General features: G+C 65.1%; 12 protein-coding genes and 1 riboswitch. Of the genes, 7 read left to right on the top strand and 5 right to left on the bottom strand.

The genetic code is table 11. The features are described from left to right. Positions 1 to 20: 20 nt before the first annotated feature. Together NG900_RS22605 and NG900_RS22600 are read right to left on the bottom strand one after the other, a co-directional pair. Positions 21 to 2,555: an ABC transporter permease gene (locus tag NG900_RS22605; RefSeq protein ID WP_252683958.1), complete on the bottom strand. Its 2,535-nt coding sequence runs from the start codon at positions 2,553 to 2,555 to the stop codon at positions 21 to 23. A gap of 63 nt (positions 2,556 to 2,618) precedes the next feature. Further along, positions 2,619 to 3,719: a substrate-binding domain-containing protein gene (locus tag NG900_RS22600; RefSeq protein ID WP_252683956.1), complete on the bottom strand. Its 1,101-nt coding sequence runs from the start codon at positions 3,717 to 3,719 to the stop codon at positions 2,619 to 2,621. A 158-nt stretch (positions 3,720 to 3,877) separates the two neighbouring features. On the opposite strand from NG900_RS22600, the gene NG900_RS22595 reads away from it, so the two are divergent. Next, entirely contained in the window at positions 3,878 to 4,714 is an 837-nt protein-coding gene (locus tag NG900_RS22595) for an ABC transporter substrate-binding protein (protein WP_252683954.1), read from the top strand. Between the two features lie 29 nt (positions 4,715 to 4,743). Here the strand turns inward: NG900_RS22595 and NG900_RS22590 are convergent, their stop codons facing one another. Beyond that, complete coding sequence (locus NG900_RS22590) at positions 4,744 to 5,688, bottom strand: LysR substrate-binding domain-containing protein (RefSeq protein ID WP_252683952.1); 945 nt, start codon at positions 5,686 to 5,688, stop codon at positions 4,744 to 4,746. Between the two features lie 231 nt (positions 5,689 to 5,919). Here NG900_RS22590 and xdhA point away from each other — a divergent pair, with 231 nt between their 5' ends. The 6 genes from xdhA to NG900_RS22560 all read left to right on the top strand — a co-directional run bounded on the left by xdhA (position 5,920) and on the right by NG900_RS22560 (position 14,190). Then, positions 5,920 to 7,446: a xanthine dehydrogenase small subunit gene (xdhA, locus tag NG900_RS22585; protein WP_252683950.1), complete on the top strand. Its 1,527-nt coding sequence runs from the start codon at positions 5,920 to 5,922 to the stop codon at positions 7,444 to 7,446. Between the two features lie 4 nt (positions 7,447 to 7,450). Continuing rightward, the gene (xdhB, locus tag NG900_RS22580) at positions 7,451 to 9,817 is read left to right on the top strand and encodes a xanthine dehydrogenase molybdopterin binding subunit (RefSeq protein ID WP_252683948.1); all 2,367 of its coding nucleotides are present in this window, start codon (positions 7,451 to 7,453) and stop codon (positions 9,815 to 9,817) included. A gap of 31 nt (positions 9,818 to 9,848) precedes the next feature. Further along, positions 9,849 to 10,883 (top strand): xanthine dehydrogenase accessory protein XdhC, encoded by a 1,035-nt coding sequence (gene xdhC / locus NG900_RS22575; RefSeq protein ID WP_252684336.1) that lies wholly within the window; start codon positions 9,849 to 9,851, stop codon positions 10,881 to 10,883. 2 nt (positions 10,884 to 10,885) lie between these two features. Continuing rightward, positions 10,886 to 11,923, top strand: coding sequence for an adenosine deaminase (locus NG900_RS22570; RefSeq protein WP_252683946.1), 1,038 nt, complete (start codon positions 10,886 to 10,888; stop codon positions 11,921 to 11,923). Between the two features lie 120 nt (positions 11,924 to 12,043). Further along, the gene (guaD, locus tag NG900_RS22565) at positions 12,044 to 13,381 is read left to right on the top strand and encodes a guanine deaminase (RefSeq protein ID WP_252683944.1); all 1,338 of its coding nucleotides are present in this window, start codon (positions 12,044 to 12,046) and stop codon (positions 13,379 to 13,381) included. A gap of 13 nt (positions 13,382 to 13,394) precedes the next feature. Continuing rightward, a riboswitch (yybP-ykoY riboswitch) is annotated at positions 13,395 to 13,512 on the top strand. 108 nt (positions 13,513 to 13,620) lie between these two features. After that, positions 13,621 to 14,190: a TMEM165/GDT1 family protein gene (locus NG900_RS22560; protein WP_252683942.1), complete on the top strand. Its 570-nt coding sequence runs from the start codon at positions 13,621 to 13,623 to the stop codon at positions 14,188 to 14,190. A gap of 230 nt (positions 14,191 to 14,420) precedes the next feature. Here the strand turns inward: NG900_RS22560 and NG900_RS22555 are convergent, their stop codons facing one another. Then, positions 14,421 to 15,683 carry a urate hydroxylase PuuD gene (locus tag NG900_RS22555; RefSeq protein ID WP_252683940.1) on the bottom strand — a complete coding sequence of 421 codons (1,263 nt, stop codon included), beginning with the start codon at positions 15,681 to 15,683 and terminating at the stop codon, positions 14,421 to 14,423. Positions 15,684 to 15,699: 16 nt separating this feature from the next. Next, the gene (gene uraH / locus NG900_RS22550) at positions 15,700 to 16,053 is read right to left on the bottom strand and encodes a hydroxyisourate hydrolase (RefSeq protein WP_252683938.1); all 354 of its coding nucleotides are present in this window, start codon (positions 16,051 to 16,053) and stop codon (positions 15,700 to 15,702) included. Positions 16,054 to 16,232 lie beyond the last annotated feature (179 nt).

The following is a 16,232-nucleotide window of genomic DNA, read 5'->3' as shown; positions in this document are numbered from 1 at the left end:
TCACATCAAGAAAAAAGGTCTCATGCATCCCGCAGCGTGGCCATGGCCGGGCGGCGCAGCACGTCGCGCAGGCCCAGCCAGCCGCCAGCGAACGCGCACACCATGCCGCCCACGATGCCGACCGGCAGGATCAGCGGGTTGAAACGATACGGAAAATCGAACACCTGCGCGGACAAGACCCAGCCGATCGCGATGGCACCCACACCCGCCATCAGCCCCGCCAGGCCGCCAACGATCAACACCTCGGCGTACTGCGTCTGGCGCACCACGCCGGAGCCCGCGCCCAGCGCCCGCAGCACACCGGCATCACGCAGGCGCTCGTCGCGCGAGCCGGACAACGCCGCATACAGCACCAGCACGCCCGCCGCCAGCGTGAAGACAAAGAGGAACTCCACCGCCGCTGTCACCTGATCCAGCACGCCCTGCACCTGTTGCAGGATCAGCTCGGTGTCGACCACCGTCAGGTTCGGAAACTCGCGGACGAGCCTGGCGGGTAGATCGGCCTGTCCTGCTGGAATGCGGAACGCGGTCACGTACGTCTGCGGCATGTCATGCAGCGCCACGGGCGGCAGGATCACGAAGAAGTTCACGCGCATCGAGCTCCAGTCGAGCTTGCGCAATGAAGTGATGGGCGCATCCACTGTCTGCCCGGCAACATCGAAGCGCAGCACGTCGCCCAGGCGCAGATTCAACGTCTTGGCGATGCCCTCTTCCACCGAGGCTTCGGGCTTCTGCCCGTTGAACCATTGGCCCGAGACCACGCGGTTCTCGGGCGGCTGCTCGGTCGCGTAGGAGAGGTTGAATTCGCGCTCGACCAGGTTGCGCGCGCGCGATTCGGTATAGGTCTGGCGATTGATCGTCTCGCCGTTCACCTGCGTCAGGCGCCCGCGCACCATCGGGTAGAGCTTCGGGTCAGCCACGCCGGCCTGGGTCAGTGCCTGCCTGACCGATGCCATCTGGTCCGGCTGGATGTTGATGATGAAACGGTTGGGTGCATCGGCAGGGGTAGCGTTGTGCCACGAGCGGATCAGGTCATTGCGCGTCATGGCGAGCAGCAGCAGCGCCATCAGGCCAACGGCCAGGGCCACGGTCTGCAGCACGCTCACGCTGCGACGGCGCTCCAGCACGGCCAGAGCAAAACGCCAGCCCACGCCCAGCGCACGGCCCCGCCCCAGCGACACCGCCAGTGCACGCAGGCCGCCCGCCGCCAGCAACGCAAACACAACGATCGCGCCGGCAAACCCGGCCGCCGTCAGCGCGCCGAGCTTCACGTCGCGCGCGGACACCACAAGCAGCGCAAAGAACGCCGCCGCCCCCAACGCATAACCAACCCACGCGGCAACGGCGCGCTCCGCCACGTCCCGCCGCAACACGCGCAACGGCGGCACCCGCACGAGACTCAGCAACGGTGGCACCGCAAAGCCGACGAGCAGCACCAGCCCCGCCGTCACACCGACCACGGCCGGCCAGAAAGACGCCGCCGGCAGCGTCACCGTCACCAGATCACCGAGCGACGCCAGCAGCAGCCAGTGCGCGCCATAGCCGAGCGCCACACCCGCCGCCGAACCCAGCACGCCGATCAGCAGGAACTCCAGCGCAAACGTCCCGAGAATCTGCCCCTGCCTGAGCCCCAGGCATTTGATGACGGCTACCGCATCGGTATGCCGCGCCGTGTAGCGGCGCGCAGCCATGGTGATCGCCACCGCGGCGATCATCGCGGCCAGCAGTGCCACGAGCGAGAGGAAGCGTTCGGCGCGGTCCAGCGTTTCGCGCATCTGCGGCTGGCCGTTCTGCAAGGACTCCACGCGCACACCGCGCAGCTGCCGCGTCTTCAGTTGGGCCTCGACCCACGTGTGGAATGCGTTGGCCGCGGCATCGGGGCCGGCCACCAGCAGGCGATACGTCACGCGGCTGCCGTAGGTGACGAGGCCGGTCGAGGCCAGATCCGCCATCGGCAGCATCACGCGCGGGGCAAAGTTCATGAAGCCCGCACCACGATCGAGTTCCTGCGTGATGACGTGGGCAACCTTGAAGGTGCGCGAGCCGAGGCGGATGGCATCGCCCACGCGAAGGCCCAGCGCCTCGAGCAGCGGCGCATCCACCCACACCGTGCCGGCGGCGGGAATGCCGCGAATCGGGGCGCCGACGGTATCGTGCGCACCGCCGCTCACCTTGAGGGCGCCACGCAGCGGATAGCCCGCGTCGACCGCCTTGATGGCGGCCAACTGGGATGCGGGCTCGCCGGACGAACCCTTCGTCAGCGTGCTAGCCATGCTGGGGAAAGTGGCGGTATGCGTGACCTGCAGGCCGCTCGCCTGTGCATGCGCCTCGATATCGGGGGGCAGCGGCTGGTCGGACACCACGAGCACATCCGCACCGATCAACTGGCGCGCATCGCGCTCCAGGCCGGCATGCATGCGATCGGCCAGGAAGCTGACGGACGCCAGCGCGGCCACGGCCAGCACCAGCGCGATGAGCAGCAGGTTCAGCTCACCGGCGCGCCAGTCGCGGCGCAGCATGCGCAGGGCTTGGGTCCAGACGGAAAAACGTGACATGGGCAGAACATGGACGAGAGCACATCGACATTGATGCTTGAACTCCGCCATGTTCGCACGACTTCAGCGGGCCAGCGCGCGGGCCTCGTCGGCGTGCCAGGGCAGCGCCTGCTCGGCGGTGAGCAGCGCAACATGCTCGGTCGGCCGGTAGCCCGCCAGATGGCCCAGCCCTTCACGGAAGGCCGGTTGGCCGATGCGCTCGATCAGCTCGCGCACCCATGGGGCGAGCGCGTCATTGCGGCGCACCGCCAGGTAATACGTTTCGCGCGTCAGCGGCACGAAATGCAGGCCATGGGCCTCGGCGCCCGGGCGCAGGCCGAAGCCGACGTCCGCACGCCCTTCCTGCACGGCCACGGCAATCTTGTCGCTGGAGAACTCCTGCTCTTCATAGCCGTGAATCTGATCCGGATACAGCCCGGCAGCAACCAGCAACTGGTCAAACAGCAGACGCGTGCCCGAGCTGCGCTGGCGGTTGATGAAGCGCGCCTGCGTGCGCGCCAGATCCCCGAGCGACTGCACCCGCCCGGCCCATTCCGCCGACATCATCAACCCCTGCTCACGATCGGCCAGGGCAATCAGCCGGACGGAGGTGGGGCGCAGCCACTTGCGCAAGGTCTGGTGCGCGATCGAGCCAGCCCCTTGCTGCGGCGCCACATAGAAGCCGGCCACCTCGCATTGCTTTTCCTGCAGGCAGATCAGCCCCTCGACGGCACTGCAGAACACGGTATCGATGTGCGCGCCGTGGCTTTGCTTCGCAAATGTTTCGGCCAGCAGCTCCACGGCCGGATCATGGCTGCCGGAGAAACGAATGCGCGCCTGCGATTGCGATGCGTCTTCCAGCTCCGACAGAAACTGCCCCATGGCCTGGTGCAGCACCGGATCGAGCTGCTCGCGCAAACGCATCTCGGCGCGCAGCATGCGTTCGCCGAACAGCGTGAGCGAGGCGCCGCGGCCGCGCTCCATGTCGAGCAGCGAACGCCCGAGCATCTCTTCCCACGAACGCATCACCCCCCAGGCATGCCGGTATGACAGCCCCACCTGCTTGGCCGCCCGATGCAGCGAGCCGGTTTCGCGCACCGCCCGCAGCAACTGAAACACCTTGCCGTTGGCACGCGGATTGTCGTCCGGCCCCACCACCGGAAATACCTCGAACTGGAATGTCATTATGTTGATGGCTTCCTATTTACTTCGGCTGCGGCCCCGGGGAACAATCGTGCTCACCCCGGGGCAGGCGCATCGTGGCCGCCGATTGCCCCCTGTTTTGCCGCAATCATGCAGCATCCGACATAAAGCGTCCACGTCTTCCATACCACCCCGACAACATGCCCGGATTGTCCAGAACCCTTCAGTTTTCTGCTGTTATCTGCCTGACGCTGGCGATCGCCACCACCGCATATGCTGGCGATCTCCGCATGGCCACCACCACCAGCACCGAAAACTCCGGCCTGCTGAAAGTCCTGCTGCCCAAGTTCGAAGCGGCCACCGGCGTCCATGTGCACGTGATTGCCGTTGGCACCGGCAAAGCCGTCAAGCTGGGGGAATCTGGCGACGTGGATGTGGTGCTCGTCCACGCCCGGCAACTGGAAGACGCCTTCGTTGCCTCCGGTGGCGGCATCGACCGGCGCGACGTGATGTACAACGACTTCATCCTCGTCGGCCCGGCGGCAGACCCCGCGCACCTGCGCGGCCAGAAAGACGTCATCCAGGGCATGGACGCCATGGCCCGTGCGGGAGCGAAGTTCATCTCGCGCGGCGACAACTCCGGCACAGACGTCATGGAAAAGGCTTACTGGAAGGCGGCCAACATCGACCCGAAAGGCAAGCCGTGGTACATCAGTGCGGGCCTCGGGATGGGCGAAGTGCTGAACATGGCCGCGCAGATGAACGCCTACACGCTATCGGATCGCGCAACGTACGGCGCCTACCGCGCGAAGACCGGCCTCGACATCGTCCTGGCCGGCGACACGCGCATGTTCAACCCGTACGGCATCATCGCCGTGAACCCGAAGAAGTACCCGGGCATCAACTACACCGACGCCACAAAGCTGATCGAGTGGATCACCTCGTCGCCCGGCCAGCAGGCGATCGCCGATTTCAAGGTCAACGGGGAGCAGGTGTTCTTCCCCGACTACGGGAAGACGGTGGCGAGCGGGAAGTAACGTCCGCTGCTTGGAGACAGGACGGCAGCTTAGGCTGCCGTTTCCAATTGCGGATGCTGCGGCAGATCGGCAGCCACTTCACCAATCATGCGGCGCAGCCACATCACATCGGGCGCAGCATGGCTGCGTTCGTGCCAGAGCTGATAGAAGCGCATCTTCGGGAACGCCATGGGCGGCGGCAGGATGCGGATCGGCAGGTACTGCGCGCAATGCGCCGCGAACTGGCGGCCAGTCGTGAAGACCAGATCTGTGCGCATCAGCACATACGGCACCAGCCCGAAGTACGGCAGCGACACCTGAATCTGACGCTTGAGCCCCTGCTCCGCAAGTGCCTGATCGATCATGCTGCGCTGCATGACGGCGTACGGTGCGGGCGCCAGGTGCGGCATCTCCACATAATGCTTGAGCGAGATGCCCTTGCGCGCCAGCGGGTGCTGCGCGCCCAGCATGCAGACGACTTCATCGTCGAACAGCGGCGAAATGTGCAGATGTTCCGGCGGCGAAAGCCAGTTGCCGATCACCAGATCCATGCCGCCCTGCTCCAGTGCGGCCAGATAGTCGACGCCCGCGTTGAGCGGATGCACCACCAGCTTGGCTTGCGGCGCCTGCTTGCGCAGCCGCTCGACGATGTTCGGGAGGAAGAAGGCGTCCAGATAGTCCGGCGCGCCAAGGTGGAAGGTGCGCGTGGTGTTGGCCGGATCGAACTCCTGCGACGGCCGCGCAATGCGCTCCATTGCCTCCAGGCTCTGCTGAGCCAGCGAGAGCAGCTCGTGGCCGCGCTCGGTCGGCACCATGCCGCTCTTGCCGCGCACGAGGATGGCGTCGCCGGTGATCTCGCGCAGGCGCTTGAGCGTGTTGCTGATGGCCGGCTGCGACTGGCCGAGCTTGACCGCCGTACGCGTCACGCTCTGCTCGGTCAGCAGCGTGTACAGGACGCGCAGGAGGTAGGTATCGAGGTGATCTTTGCCGTGCATCTGGAGGCGGAAATGGGTGGCGAAGCAGCGCCGAGCGGTCAAAAGAAACTTGCGGGAGGACGCTGTCAGTGTATGTCACTTGCACGCCGCGCCGCCAGACCGCTACCGGCGGGTATACCCCGGATTTTGGCTTTCCGATGCGGGTTATCACCTGGGCCAAATATTGCATTCCTGGCCCGGTGCTATGGTTCCAGTACAGACCCAACGACACACAAACAGGCGTAGAACCCCATGGAGACTCAGCCCATCCGTTTCTTCCACCGCGGCCAGGTGCGCACCATCACGGACGCGCCGATCACCCGTACGGTGCTTCAATACCTGCGTGAAGACGCACACTGTACAGGCACCAAGGAAGGGTGCGCCGAGGGCGATTGCGGTGCATGTACCGTGGTGCTTGGCGAGCTTCAGGAAGACGGCACGGTCGGCCTGAAAGCCGTCAATGCTTGCATCCAGTTCCTGCCCACGCTCGATGGCAAAGCGCTGTTTACCGTGGAAGACGTGCGCGGCAAGGACGGCGCGCTGCACCCGGCGCAGGAAGCCATGGTGGAGTGCCACGGCTCGCAATGCGGTTTCTGCACGCCGGGCTTCGTGATGTCGCTGTACGCGCTGTACGAGAACACCGGCAGCGAGGCCCCGATCCCCTCGCGCCAGACCATCTGCGATTCGCTCACCGGCAACCTGTGCCGCTGCACCGGCTACCGCCCGATCATCGACGCGGGCGAACGCATGTTCGAACTGCCCTCGCCGGCTGGCATCGATCGCACCCAACTGGCCGAAACGCTGCGCAAGCTGCAGCGCACCGACACCTTCAGCTACGCGCCCCTCGGTACCGAAAAGGCGCCGCATTTCTACGCCCCGCGCACGGCATCGGCATTTGCCGCCATCAAGGCCGCGCACCCGACGATCCGCATCCTGGCTGGCAGCACCGACGTGGGCCTGTGGGTCACCAAGCAGTTCCGCGATCTGGGCGACATCCTCTACATCGGCCAGGTGGCCGACCTGTACGCCCTGGAAAAGCGCGACGGCTGGATCGAGATCGGCGCAGCGGTGTCGCTGGAAAAAGCCTACGCGTTCCTCGCCGAGGATTACCCCGAACTAACCGAGCTGTGGAAGCGCTTCGCCTCGCTGCCGATCCGCAACGCAGGGACGCTTGGCGGCAATATCGCCAACGGCTCGCCGATTGGTGATTCGGCACCGGCGCTCATCGCCATCGGCACACGCGTCGTGCTGCAGCGTGGCGAAGTCCGCCGCGAGCTGCCGCTCGAAGACCTCTACCTCGCCTACCAGAAGAACGCGATGGAGGAAGGCGAGTTCGTCGCCGGCCTGCGCATTCCGGTGCGCGAGGGCCGCGATGCCATGCGCTTCCGCACGTACAAGCTGTCCAAGCGCTTTGACGAAGACATCTCCGCCGTGTGCGCCGCGCTCGCCATCGAGCTGGACGGCAAGGATGGGGAAACTCGCGTGCGCAGCGCGCGCATCGCCTACGGCGGCATGGCGGCAACGTCCAAGCGCGCCACGGAGACCGAGAACGCCATCATCGGCCAGCCGTGGAACGAAGCAACCGTGCGCGCTGCCATGGCAGCCATGTCGCGCGACTACACGCCGCTGACCGACATGCGTGCCACCGACAACTACCGCCGCATTTCGGCAGCCAACACGGTGTACCGCTTCTGGCTGGAAACCCGCACCGACGCGCCGCTCAACCCCGAACAGATCAATGTGCGCGCGGTCGAACTGAATACCCTCACTGCGGCCTGAGAACATGAACAAGCAAACCGAAGCCTTCCTGCTCGCAGAAGCCGACATTGCGGCGGCGATCCCTGACCAGCGCGGTGCCGTGGTCGGCATCTCGCGCCCGCACGAGTCCGCGCACTTGCACGTTGCGGGTACCGCCACCTACACCGACGACATCCCCGAGCTGGCCGGCACGCTGCATGCGGCGCTGGGCATGAGCACGCAGGCGCATGCACGCATCGTCAACATGAACCTGGAGCGTGTGAAGGCCGCCCCTGGTGTGGTGGCGGTATTCACGTCGGGCGACATTCCGGGCACCAATGATTGTGGCCCGATCATTCACGACGACCCGATCCTGGCGACCGACACGGTGCACTTCATCGGGCAGCCCATGTTCATCGTGGTGGCCACGTCGCACGACGCGGCACGCCGCGCCGCACGCCTGGGCGATGTCGAATACGAAGTCTTGCCCCCACTGCTGACGCCCGAAGAAGCCCGCGCCGCCGGTAAATCCGTGCTGCCGCCGATGCATCTGAAGCGCGGCGAACCGGCCGAGCGCATCGCGGCCGCGCCGCATTCGGAAGCCGGTCAGATGTCCCTGGGTGGTCAGGAGCAGTTCTATCTGGAAAGCCAGATCTCGTACGCAGTGCCGAAGGAAGACAACGGCATGCACGTATGGTGCTCGACGCAGCATCCGACTGAGATGCAGCACCTGGTATCGCACATGCTGGGCTGGCACGCCAACCAGGTGCTGGTGGAATGCCGCCGCATGGGTGGTGGCTTCGGCGGCAAGGAATCGCAATCGGGCCTGTTTGCTTGCTGCGCCGCGCTGGCTGCGTGGAAGCTCGCCTGCCCGGTCAAGCTGCGTCCGGACCGTGACGACGACATGATGATCACCGGCAAGCGGCACGACTTCCGCTTTGCCTACGAGGCCGGCTACGACAACGACGGCCGCATCCAGGGCGTGAAGGTCGACATGACCTCGCGCGCCGGTTTCTCGGCCGACCTGTCCGGCCCCGTGATGACGCGCGCCATCTGCCACTTCGACAACGCCTACTGGCTGCCCGAGGTGGAAATCGATGGCTTCTGCGCGCGCACGAACACGCAGTCGAACACCGCCTTCCGCGGGTTCGGCGGCCCGCAGGGCGCGTTTGCCATCGAGTACATCATGGACAACATCGCGCGCTCGGTCGGCAAGGATGCCCTCGACGTGCGCCGCGCCAACCTGTACGGCAAGGACACGAACAACATCACGCCGTACGGCCAGACCGTGGAAGACAACGTCATCCATGAGCTGCTCGACGAGCTGGAAGCGTCATCCGACTACCGCGCCCGCCGCGAAGCCATCCGCGCATTCAACGCGACGAGCCCGGTGCTCAAACGCGGCCTGGCGCTGACGCCGGTCAAGTTCGGCATCTCGTTCAACGTCAAGCACTTCAACCAGGCCGGCGCGCTTGTGCACGTGTACAACGACGGCTCGATCCTCGTGAACCACGGCGGCACCGAAATGGGCCAGGGCCTGAACACGAAGGTCGCGCAGGTAGTGGCGCACGAGCTGGGCGTGTCGTTCAAGCGCATCCGCGTCACCGCCACGGACACCAGCAAGGTGGCCAACACGTCCGCCACGGCCGCATCGACCGGCAGCGATTTGAACGGCAAGGCCGCACAGGATGCCGCACGCCAGATCCGTGCACGCCTGATCGCGTTTGCCGCCGAGCACTACGAGGTGCCCGTCGAAACCGTGACGATTGTGGGCGACCATCTGGAGATCGGCGCACGCCGTGTGCCGTTCGATGAGCTGATCGGCAAAGCCTACGTGGCACGTGTGCAATTGTGGTCTGACGGCTTCTACGCCACGCCCAAGCTGCACTGGGATCAGTCGAAGTTGAAGGGCCGTCCGTTCTACTACTTCGCTTATGGCGCAGCGGTGTCGGAAGTGGTGGTCGATACGCTGACTGGCGAATGGCGCCTGCTGCGTGCCGACGTGCTGCACGACGCCGGCCGCTCGATCAACCCGGCCATCGACATCGGCCAGGTGGAAGGCGCGTTCATCCAAGGCATGGGCTGGCTGACGACCGAAGAACTGTGGTGGAACAAGAGCGGCAAGCTGATGACGCATGCACCGTCCACCTACAAGATCCCGACCGTCAACGACTGCCCGCCGGACTTCCGCGTGCACCTGTTCAACAACGCCAACGTGGAAGACAGCATCCACCGCTCCAAGGCGCTGGGCGAGCCGCCGCTGCTGCTGCCGTTCTCGGTGTTCTTTGCCATCCGCGATGCGGTGGCCGCCGTGGGCGATGGCCGCGTCAACCCACCGCTGAACGCGCCAGCCACGTGCGAGGAAATCCTCAAGGCCGTGGACGCCATCCGCAGCGCCCCGCTGTCCGTCTGAGCCTGAGTCCGGAGACCCTGTCATGACCGCCATCGACCACACGCAACTGCGCCCATTCCGCTTTGCCGATGTGCTTGCCACCGTGCAAGCGGGGCAGCCGTGCGTGCTGGTCACGGTGACGGACGTACAGGGCTCCGCCCCGCGCGAGCCCGGCACGCTCATGCTGGTGTGCGGTGATGGTTTCTTCGGCACCATCGGCGGCGGCCATCTGGAATGGCGCGCGATGGAAATCGCCCAGGCCATGATGGCTGCGCCCGAAGCCAGCGGCGAAGCACGCCGCCAGTTCGTGCGCATTCCGCTGGGCCCCGCGCTGGGCCAGTGCTGCGGCGGCGTGGTGCGCCTGTCGCTCGAACGACTCGATGCGCGTGATGTGGACTGGATCGCCCTGGCCGACGACGCCATGCGCCAGCGCCGCAGCCTGCGCCGCTTTGTCTCTGCAGATGCGTCTGTGAACGTCGAAGCGAGCATCGGTGATGCAGCCGCAGCCGGTGTGCAGTTCGACGCCAACGGTTTCACGCAGACTGTACTGCCGCCCGACATGTCGATCGTGCTGTGCGGCGCGGGCCATGTCGGTCACGCCATCGTGCGTGCGCTGGCCCATCTGCCCTGCCGCGTGACGTGGGTGGATGAGCGCGATGCGATGTTCCCGTTCCCGACGGAAGTGCCGCCGAACGTCGTCATCGAATCGACCGATACGCCGGAAGCCGTGATCGACCACGCGCCCGCCGGCAGCTACTTCCTGGTCATGACGCACAACCATGCGTTGGACCTCGCGCTGTGCGAACGCATCATGCGCCGCACGGACTTTGCCTACTTCGGCCTGATCGGTTCCAAGACCAAGCGCGCGCGTTTCGAGCACCGCATGGTGGAGCACGGTGTGGACCCGGCACGCTTGCCGGAAATGGTATGCCCGATTGGTGTGGCGGGCATTGTGGACAAGGCGCCGGATATCATTGCGGTCTCCGTCGTCGCGCAACTGCTGCAGGTACGCGAGCTGCAACAACATGCGCTCACCAGTGCTAGCAGCGGCGCGGCGGTTCCATACCGAGTCCCCACATCTGTCTAATCATGCCGATCTCGCCAGCGCTTGCAGAACGCATCGCCACCAGCCCGAAGGCTGAGCTGCACATCCACATCGAAGGCTCGCTCGAACCCGAACTGATGTTCGCGCTGGCCGAACGCAACGGTGTCAAGCTGCCCTATGCATCGGTTGAAGAAGTGCGCGCGGCCTACGCGTTCGACGATCTGCAATCGTTTCTCGACCTGTATTACGCCGGCGCCAGCGTGCTGCTCACCGAGCAGGATTTCTACGACATGACCGCCGCGTATGTGGCGCGCGCGCTGGCCGACAACGTCCACCACGCCGAAATCTTCTTCGACCCGCAGACGCACACCGCGCGCAATGTACCGATGCATGTGGCCATCCACGGCATCGTCCGCGCGCTGGATGATGCCGAGCGCGAGCACGGTTTTTCCAGCCGACTGATCCTCTGCTTCCTGCGCCATCTGAGCGAGGAAGATGCATTCGCCACGCTCGAAGCCGCCCTGCCCTACATCCAGGATCCGGCCAACCGCATCGTCGGTGTGGGGCTGGATTCGTCGGAACGCGGCAACCCGCCGGAGAAGTTCGCGCGCGTGTTCGCACGCTGCAAGGAACTCGGCCTGCGACTGGTCGCCCACGCCGGTGAGGAAGGCCCCGCGCAGTACGTGATCGACGCGCTCGACATCCTGAAGGTCGAGCGCATCGACCACGGCGTGCGTGCCATCGACGACGCCGCGCTCGTCAAGCGCCTGGCCGCCGAGCGCATCGCGCTGACGGTCTGCCCGCTGTCGAACGAAAAGCTGAAGGTCTACCCCGACTTGCGCGACCACTCGCTCAAGCAACTGCTGGATGCCGGCTGCGCAGTGACCCTGCACTCCGACGACCCGGCTTACTTTGGCGGCTACATGAACACCAACTGGCTCGCCACCTTCAACGCCCTCGACCTGAGCGCCGCTGATGCCCACATGCTCGCGCGCAACAGCTTCGAGGCGTCCTTCCTGCCCGAGCAGGACAAAGCAATGTGGCTTGCCAAGGTCGACGACCACTGGAAGCACACACACTAAGAGTCGCTAACACAGCCTGCCTGGCTAGGCGCGCCGACGCAGACAGTACAAACGTACGGCCAGGAGGCGCAACGACGCCGGGCAGGTTGTGTTAGCGACGTAAAAACCCACGAGACGACGATGACCACTATGCCTCCAAATCCCAACGCAACCGTTCACGCCTACCGCGGCCGCGTGCTGCATTTCCTGCACGATCCGCAGTATCGCGAGCGCGATGCCTATGAGTACTGGGAAGATGGCCTGCTCGTGGTCTCGGGCGGCAAGGTGCTGCAGGCCGGCGATTACGCCGCATTGCGCGAAGGCCTGCCCGCCGGCACACAGCTGCACGACTACAGCGGAAAGCTGATCGTCCCCGGCTTCATCGACACGCACATCCATTACCCGCAGACGGACATGATTGCGTCGCCGTCCCCGGGCCTGCTGCACTGGCTGGAGACGTACACCTTCCCGGAAGAGCGCCGCTTCGAGAGCGAGCAGTACGCCGCCGGCGTCGCCTCGTTCTTCCTCGACGAGTTGCTGCGCAACGGCACGACCAGCGCGATGGTGTGGAGCACCGTGCATCGCAGCTCCGCCGAGACGCTGTTCAGCCAAGCCCAACAGCGCGGCATGCGCCTCATTACCGGCAAGGTGATGATGGACCGCAACTGCCCGGAATACCTGCGCGACACGGCCGAATCGGGCGCGCGCGATACGGCAGACCTGATCTCGCGCTGGCACGGCAAGGACCGCCTGGGCTACGCCATCACGCCGCGCTTCGCACCCACCTCCAGCGAAGCGCAACTGCAGGCCTGCGCGGAGCTCGCCAAGCAGTACAAGGACGTCTTCATCCAGACCCACGTCGCCGAAAACCCCGACGAAGTGAAATGGGTGGCCGACCTGTTCCCGAACGCGCGCAGCTATCTGGACGTGTATGACAAGTACGGTCTGCTGCGCAAGGGCGCCTTCTACGGCCACGCCATCTGGCTGGACGACAGCGACCGCCAACGCATGGCGGAATCGGGCGCGGCCGTGGCGCACTGCCCCACGTCCAACCTGTTCCTGGGCAGCGGCCTGTACAACTTCCACAAGAACGACGCGCACCGCCTGGCACTGACGCTCGCTACCGACGTGGGCGGCGGCAGCTCGTTCTCGATGCTGCGCACGATGGGCACGGCGCACAAGGTTGCGCGCATGGGCGGCTATCACCTGACCGCGCTGCGCATGTTCTACCTGGCCACGCGCGGCGCTGCCGAAGCTCTGGGCTGGGAAGACCGCATCGGCAGCTTCGTGCCGGGCGCCGAAGCCGACTTCATCGTGCTCGATCCGGCCGCCACGCCGCTGCTGGCGCGCCGCAATGCACGCTCGGAAACGCTGGAAGAGCTGCTGTTCTCCCTCGCACTGCTCGGTGAGGACCGTGCTGTCTCCGCCACTTACATCCAGGGCGAGCCGGCCAAATTTGCGGTTGGCGCCAACGCCTGATGCACTTATAATCGCGGCTTCCATTGGGGAGTAGCCGCTCGAAGTCGACACTTCGAGGACCACGTCAACAGACTTGACTGCCGTCGCAATGACAGGTGGTTATGGCGTGGTCAGCAGCCACTCAGGGTGCCATCTTGGCACCTTGGTGACGCGCCTGGCGAGACCGATGACAACCCACTGCGGACAGGGCCGGCAGTGGCGCGTCATTGGTTCGCACACGGCCCGGACACCACAACAACATGGAAGCCTTCCTCGTCTCCACCGGCATCGTCGCCCTTGCGGAAATCGGCGATAAGACGCAACTGCTGTCGATCCTGCTGGCCGCGCGTTTTCGCAAGCCGGTGCCGATCATCCTCGGCATCTTCATCTCCACCCTCGTCAATCACGCACTGGCCGGCGCTGTCGGCGGCTGGATCACGCATGTGCTCGGCGAGAACGCGCTGCGCTGGATTCTCGGTATCGCGTTCATCGCCATGGCTGGCTGGATGCTGATTCCCGACAAACTCGACGACGACGAAGCACCAAAAGACACGCGCGGCCCGGGCATCCTCGGCACCACCATCGTTGCGTTCTTCTTTGCCGAGATGGGCGACAAGACGCAGATCGCCACGGTGGCCCTGGCAGCGCGTTTCCACGACGTCGCATGGGTTGTCGCTGGTACGACCGTCGGCATGCTGCTGGCCAACGTGCCCGCCGTGCTGATGGGTAACAAGTTTGCGTCGCGCATGCCAATCACGCTCGTGCATCGGATTGCGGCGTTGATCTTCCTGGTGCTGGGCGTGCTGGCGCTGTTGGGGGTGGGCAAGTAAGCCCAGTCCCGAGAGGGCTCTGGGCGCATGCTCGGAGCCTGCTCACGATCCATGGCGAACTGCCCCATGCCCGTGCAAGGCTGTGCCGCGCAGAGCGCCACGCGCTGAAAGCCCCAGACGAAAAAAAAAACGGGGCCGTAGCCCCGTTCAACCCTCACCGGTCATGCCACCCGCTAGGGAACGAATGGCATGCTCCGATAAACCTGTCTGTTGTTGCTTCAGCGTGCGCCTCAGTTGGTCTTGGCGCCGCCTTCAAACCACTTGGCGATGATCGCGCGCTCGTCATCGGTGATTTGCGTCACGTTGCCAAGCGGCATCAGCTTTTGCTGCACAACCTGCTGGTAGACGAGCTGCGCATGTGCCGACAGCTGTTCCGGCGTATCGAGCAACACGCCCTTGGCCGGCGAAGGCATCAGGGTAGGATGCGCCGAGTGACATTGGTAGCACCGTGCGGTAACGACTGCCTGTACTTTGGCGAAGTCCGAACCGCCGGCAGCTGCCGGAGCGGCTGCTGCCGGTGCCGAAGCGCCGCCTTCTGCCGCGGCGGGTGCTGCTGCCGACGTTTCTGCGGCAGGTGCCGCCGGACGCTGCACCGGAGCCAGCCACACCGCTACACCCAGCAGCACAGCCACGCCAGCGGCCGGGTAGCCCCAGTTCACCACGCCCTTGTGCTTCAGGATGAAGAACTGACGGATCAGCACGCCCGCCAGCATGATCAGCACCAGTACAGCCCAGTTGTACTTGAACGAGTACGTCATGCTGTAGTGGTTCGACAACATCGCGAACAGCACCGGCAGCGTGAAGTACGTGTTGTGCACGCTGCGCTGCTTGCCGCGCTTGCCGTGGATCGGGTCCGGCTTCTCGCCAGCCTTGAGCGAGGCCACCACCTTGCGTTGCCCCGGGATGATCCAGAAGAACACGTTGGCGCTCATGATGGTCGCGATCATCGCGCCGATCAGCAGGAATGCCGCGCGGCCCGAGAACAGGTGGCACGCCGCATACGCAGCCAGCACCACATAGACCGCCACCAGAATGCCCACCACGCGGTCGTTCTTGCCGAACACGCGGCAGATGGTGTCGTACACCAGCCAGCCGACCACCAGGAACGCCAGCGCCAGGATCACCGCCGTCGTCGCCGTCATGTCGAACACACTGCGGTCGATCATGTAGACGTTGGCGTTGAACAGGTACACCACCGTCAGCAGGGCAAAGCCCGACATCCAGGTGGAGTACGACTCCCAGTAGAACCAGTGCAGATGATCCGGCAGTTGCTTCGGTGCAAGCAGGTATTTCTGCGGGTTGTAGAACCCTCCGCCGTGCACGGCCCACAGCTCGCCGTCGACGCCCTTGTCCTTCAGGTCCGATGCGGTCGGCTTGGTCAGGCTGTTGTCGAGCCAGACGAAGTAGAACGACGAACCGATCCACGCGATCGCGACGATCACGTGCAGCCAACGCAAGAGCAGGTTGGCCCAGTCGAGGATATAGCCTTCCATGATGACTCCCTGCCCGTTAGCTACCGCGATAGGTCGAATACGACCACGGCGAGACCAGCAACGGCACGTGGTAGTGCGCGCTGGTATCGGCCACGCCAAAGCGCAGCGTCACCACGTCGAGGAACGCGGGCTCGGGGAGTTTGACGCCGGCTGCGCGGTAGTAGTCGCCCACCGCGAAGTCCAGCTCATAGACGCCGGTCTGCAGCGCGTCGCCTTCCAGCAGCGGCGCATCGCAACGGCCATCGTGATTGGTGCGAACCGATTTGATCGGCTGGCGTTGATTGTCGACAATCTTGAACAGTGCAATCGCCAGGTCTTGCCCCGGCGTGCCTGCAGCGGTGTCGAGCACATGGGTGGTCAAGCGTCCCATTTGTCTTCCTCTGTAGTTCGAATTTTCAGAAGCGCCGCTGCCTCCACTTGCACCTCGCGCCAATCCCTTGTGTCCCAAGCGGGACAGGGGCTGACGTCGGGGCCCGCTCGGTACGTGCACTGCACGCATCCCGGCGCGCGTCCAGCCGGTTTACGCCTGCCACCTTCATGTTGAAGAGG

This window comes from Ralstonia soli, assembly GCF_023955655.1.
GTDB classification, from domain to species: domain Bacteria; phylum Pseudomonadota; class Gammaproteobacteria; order Burkholderiales; family Burkholderiaceae; genus Ralstonia; species Ralstonia soli.
The sequence above is the reverse complement of the archived record's forward strand: the minus strand, read 5'-3'. Positions and strand labels throughout refer to the sequence as shown.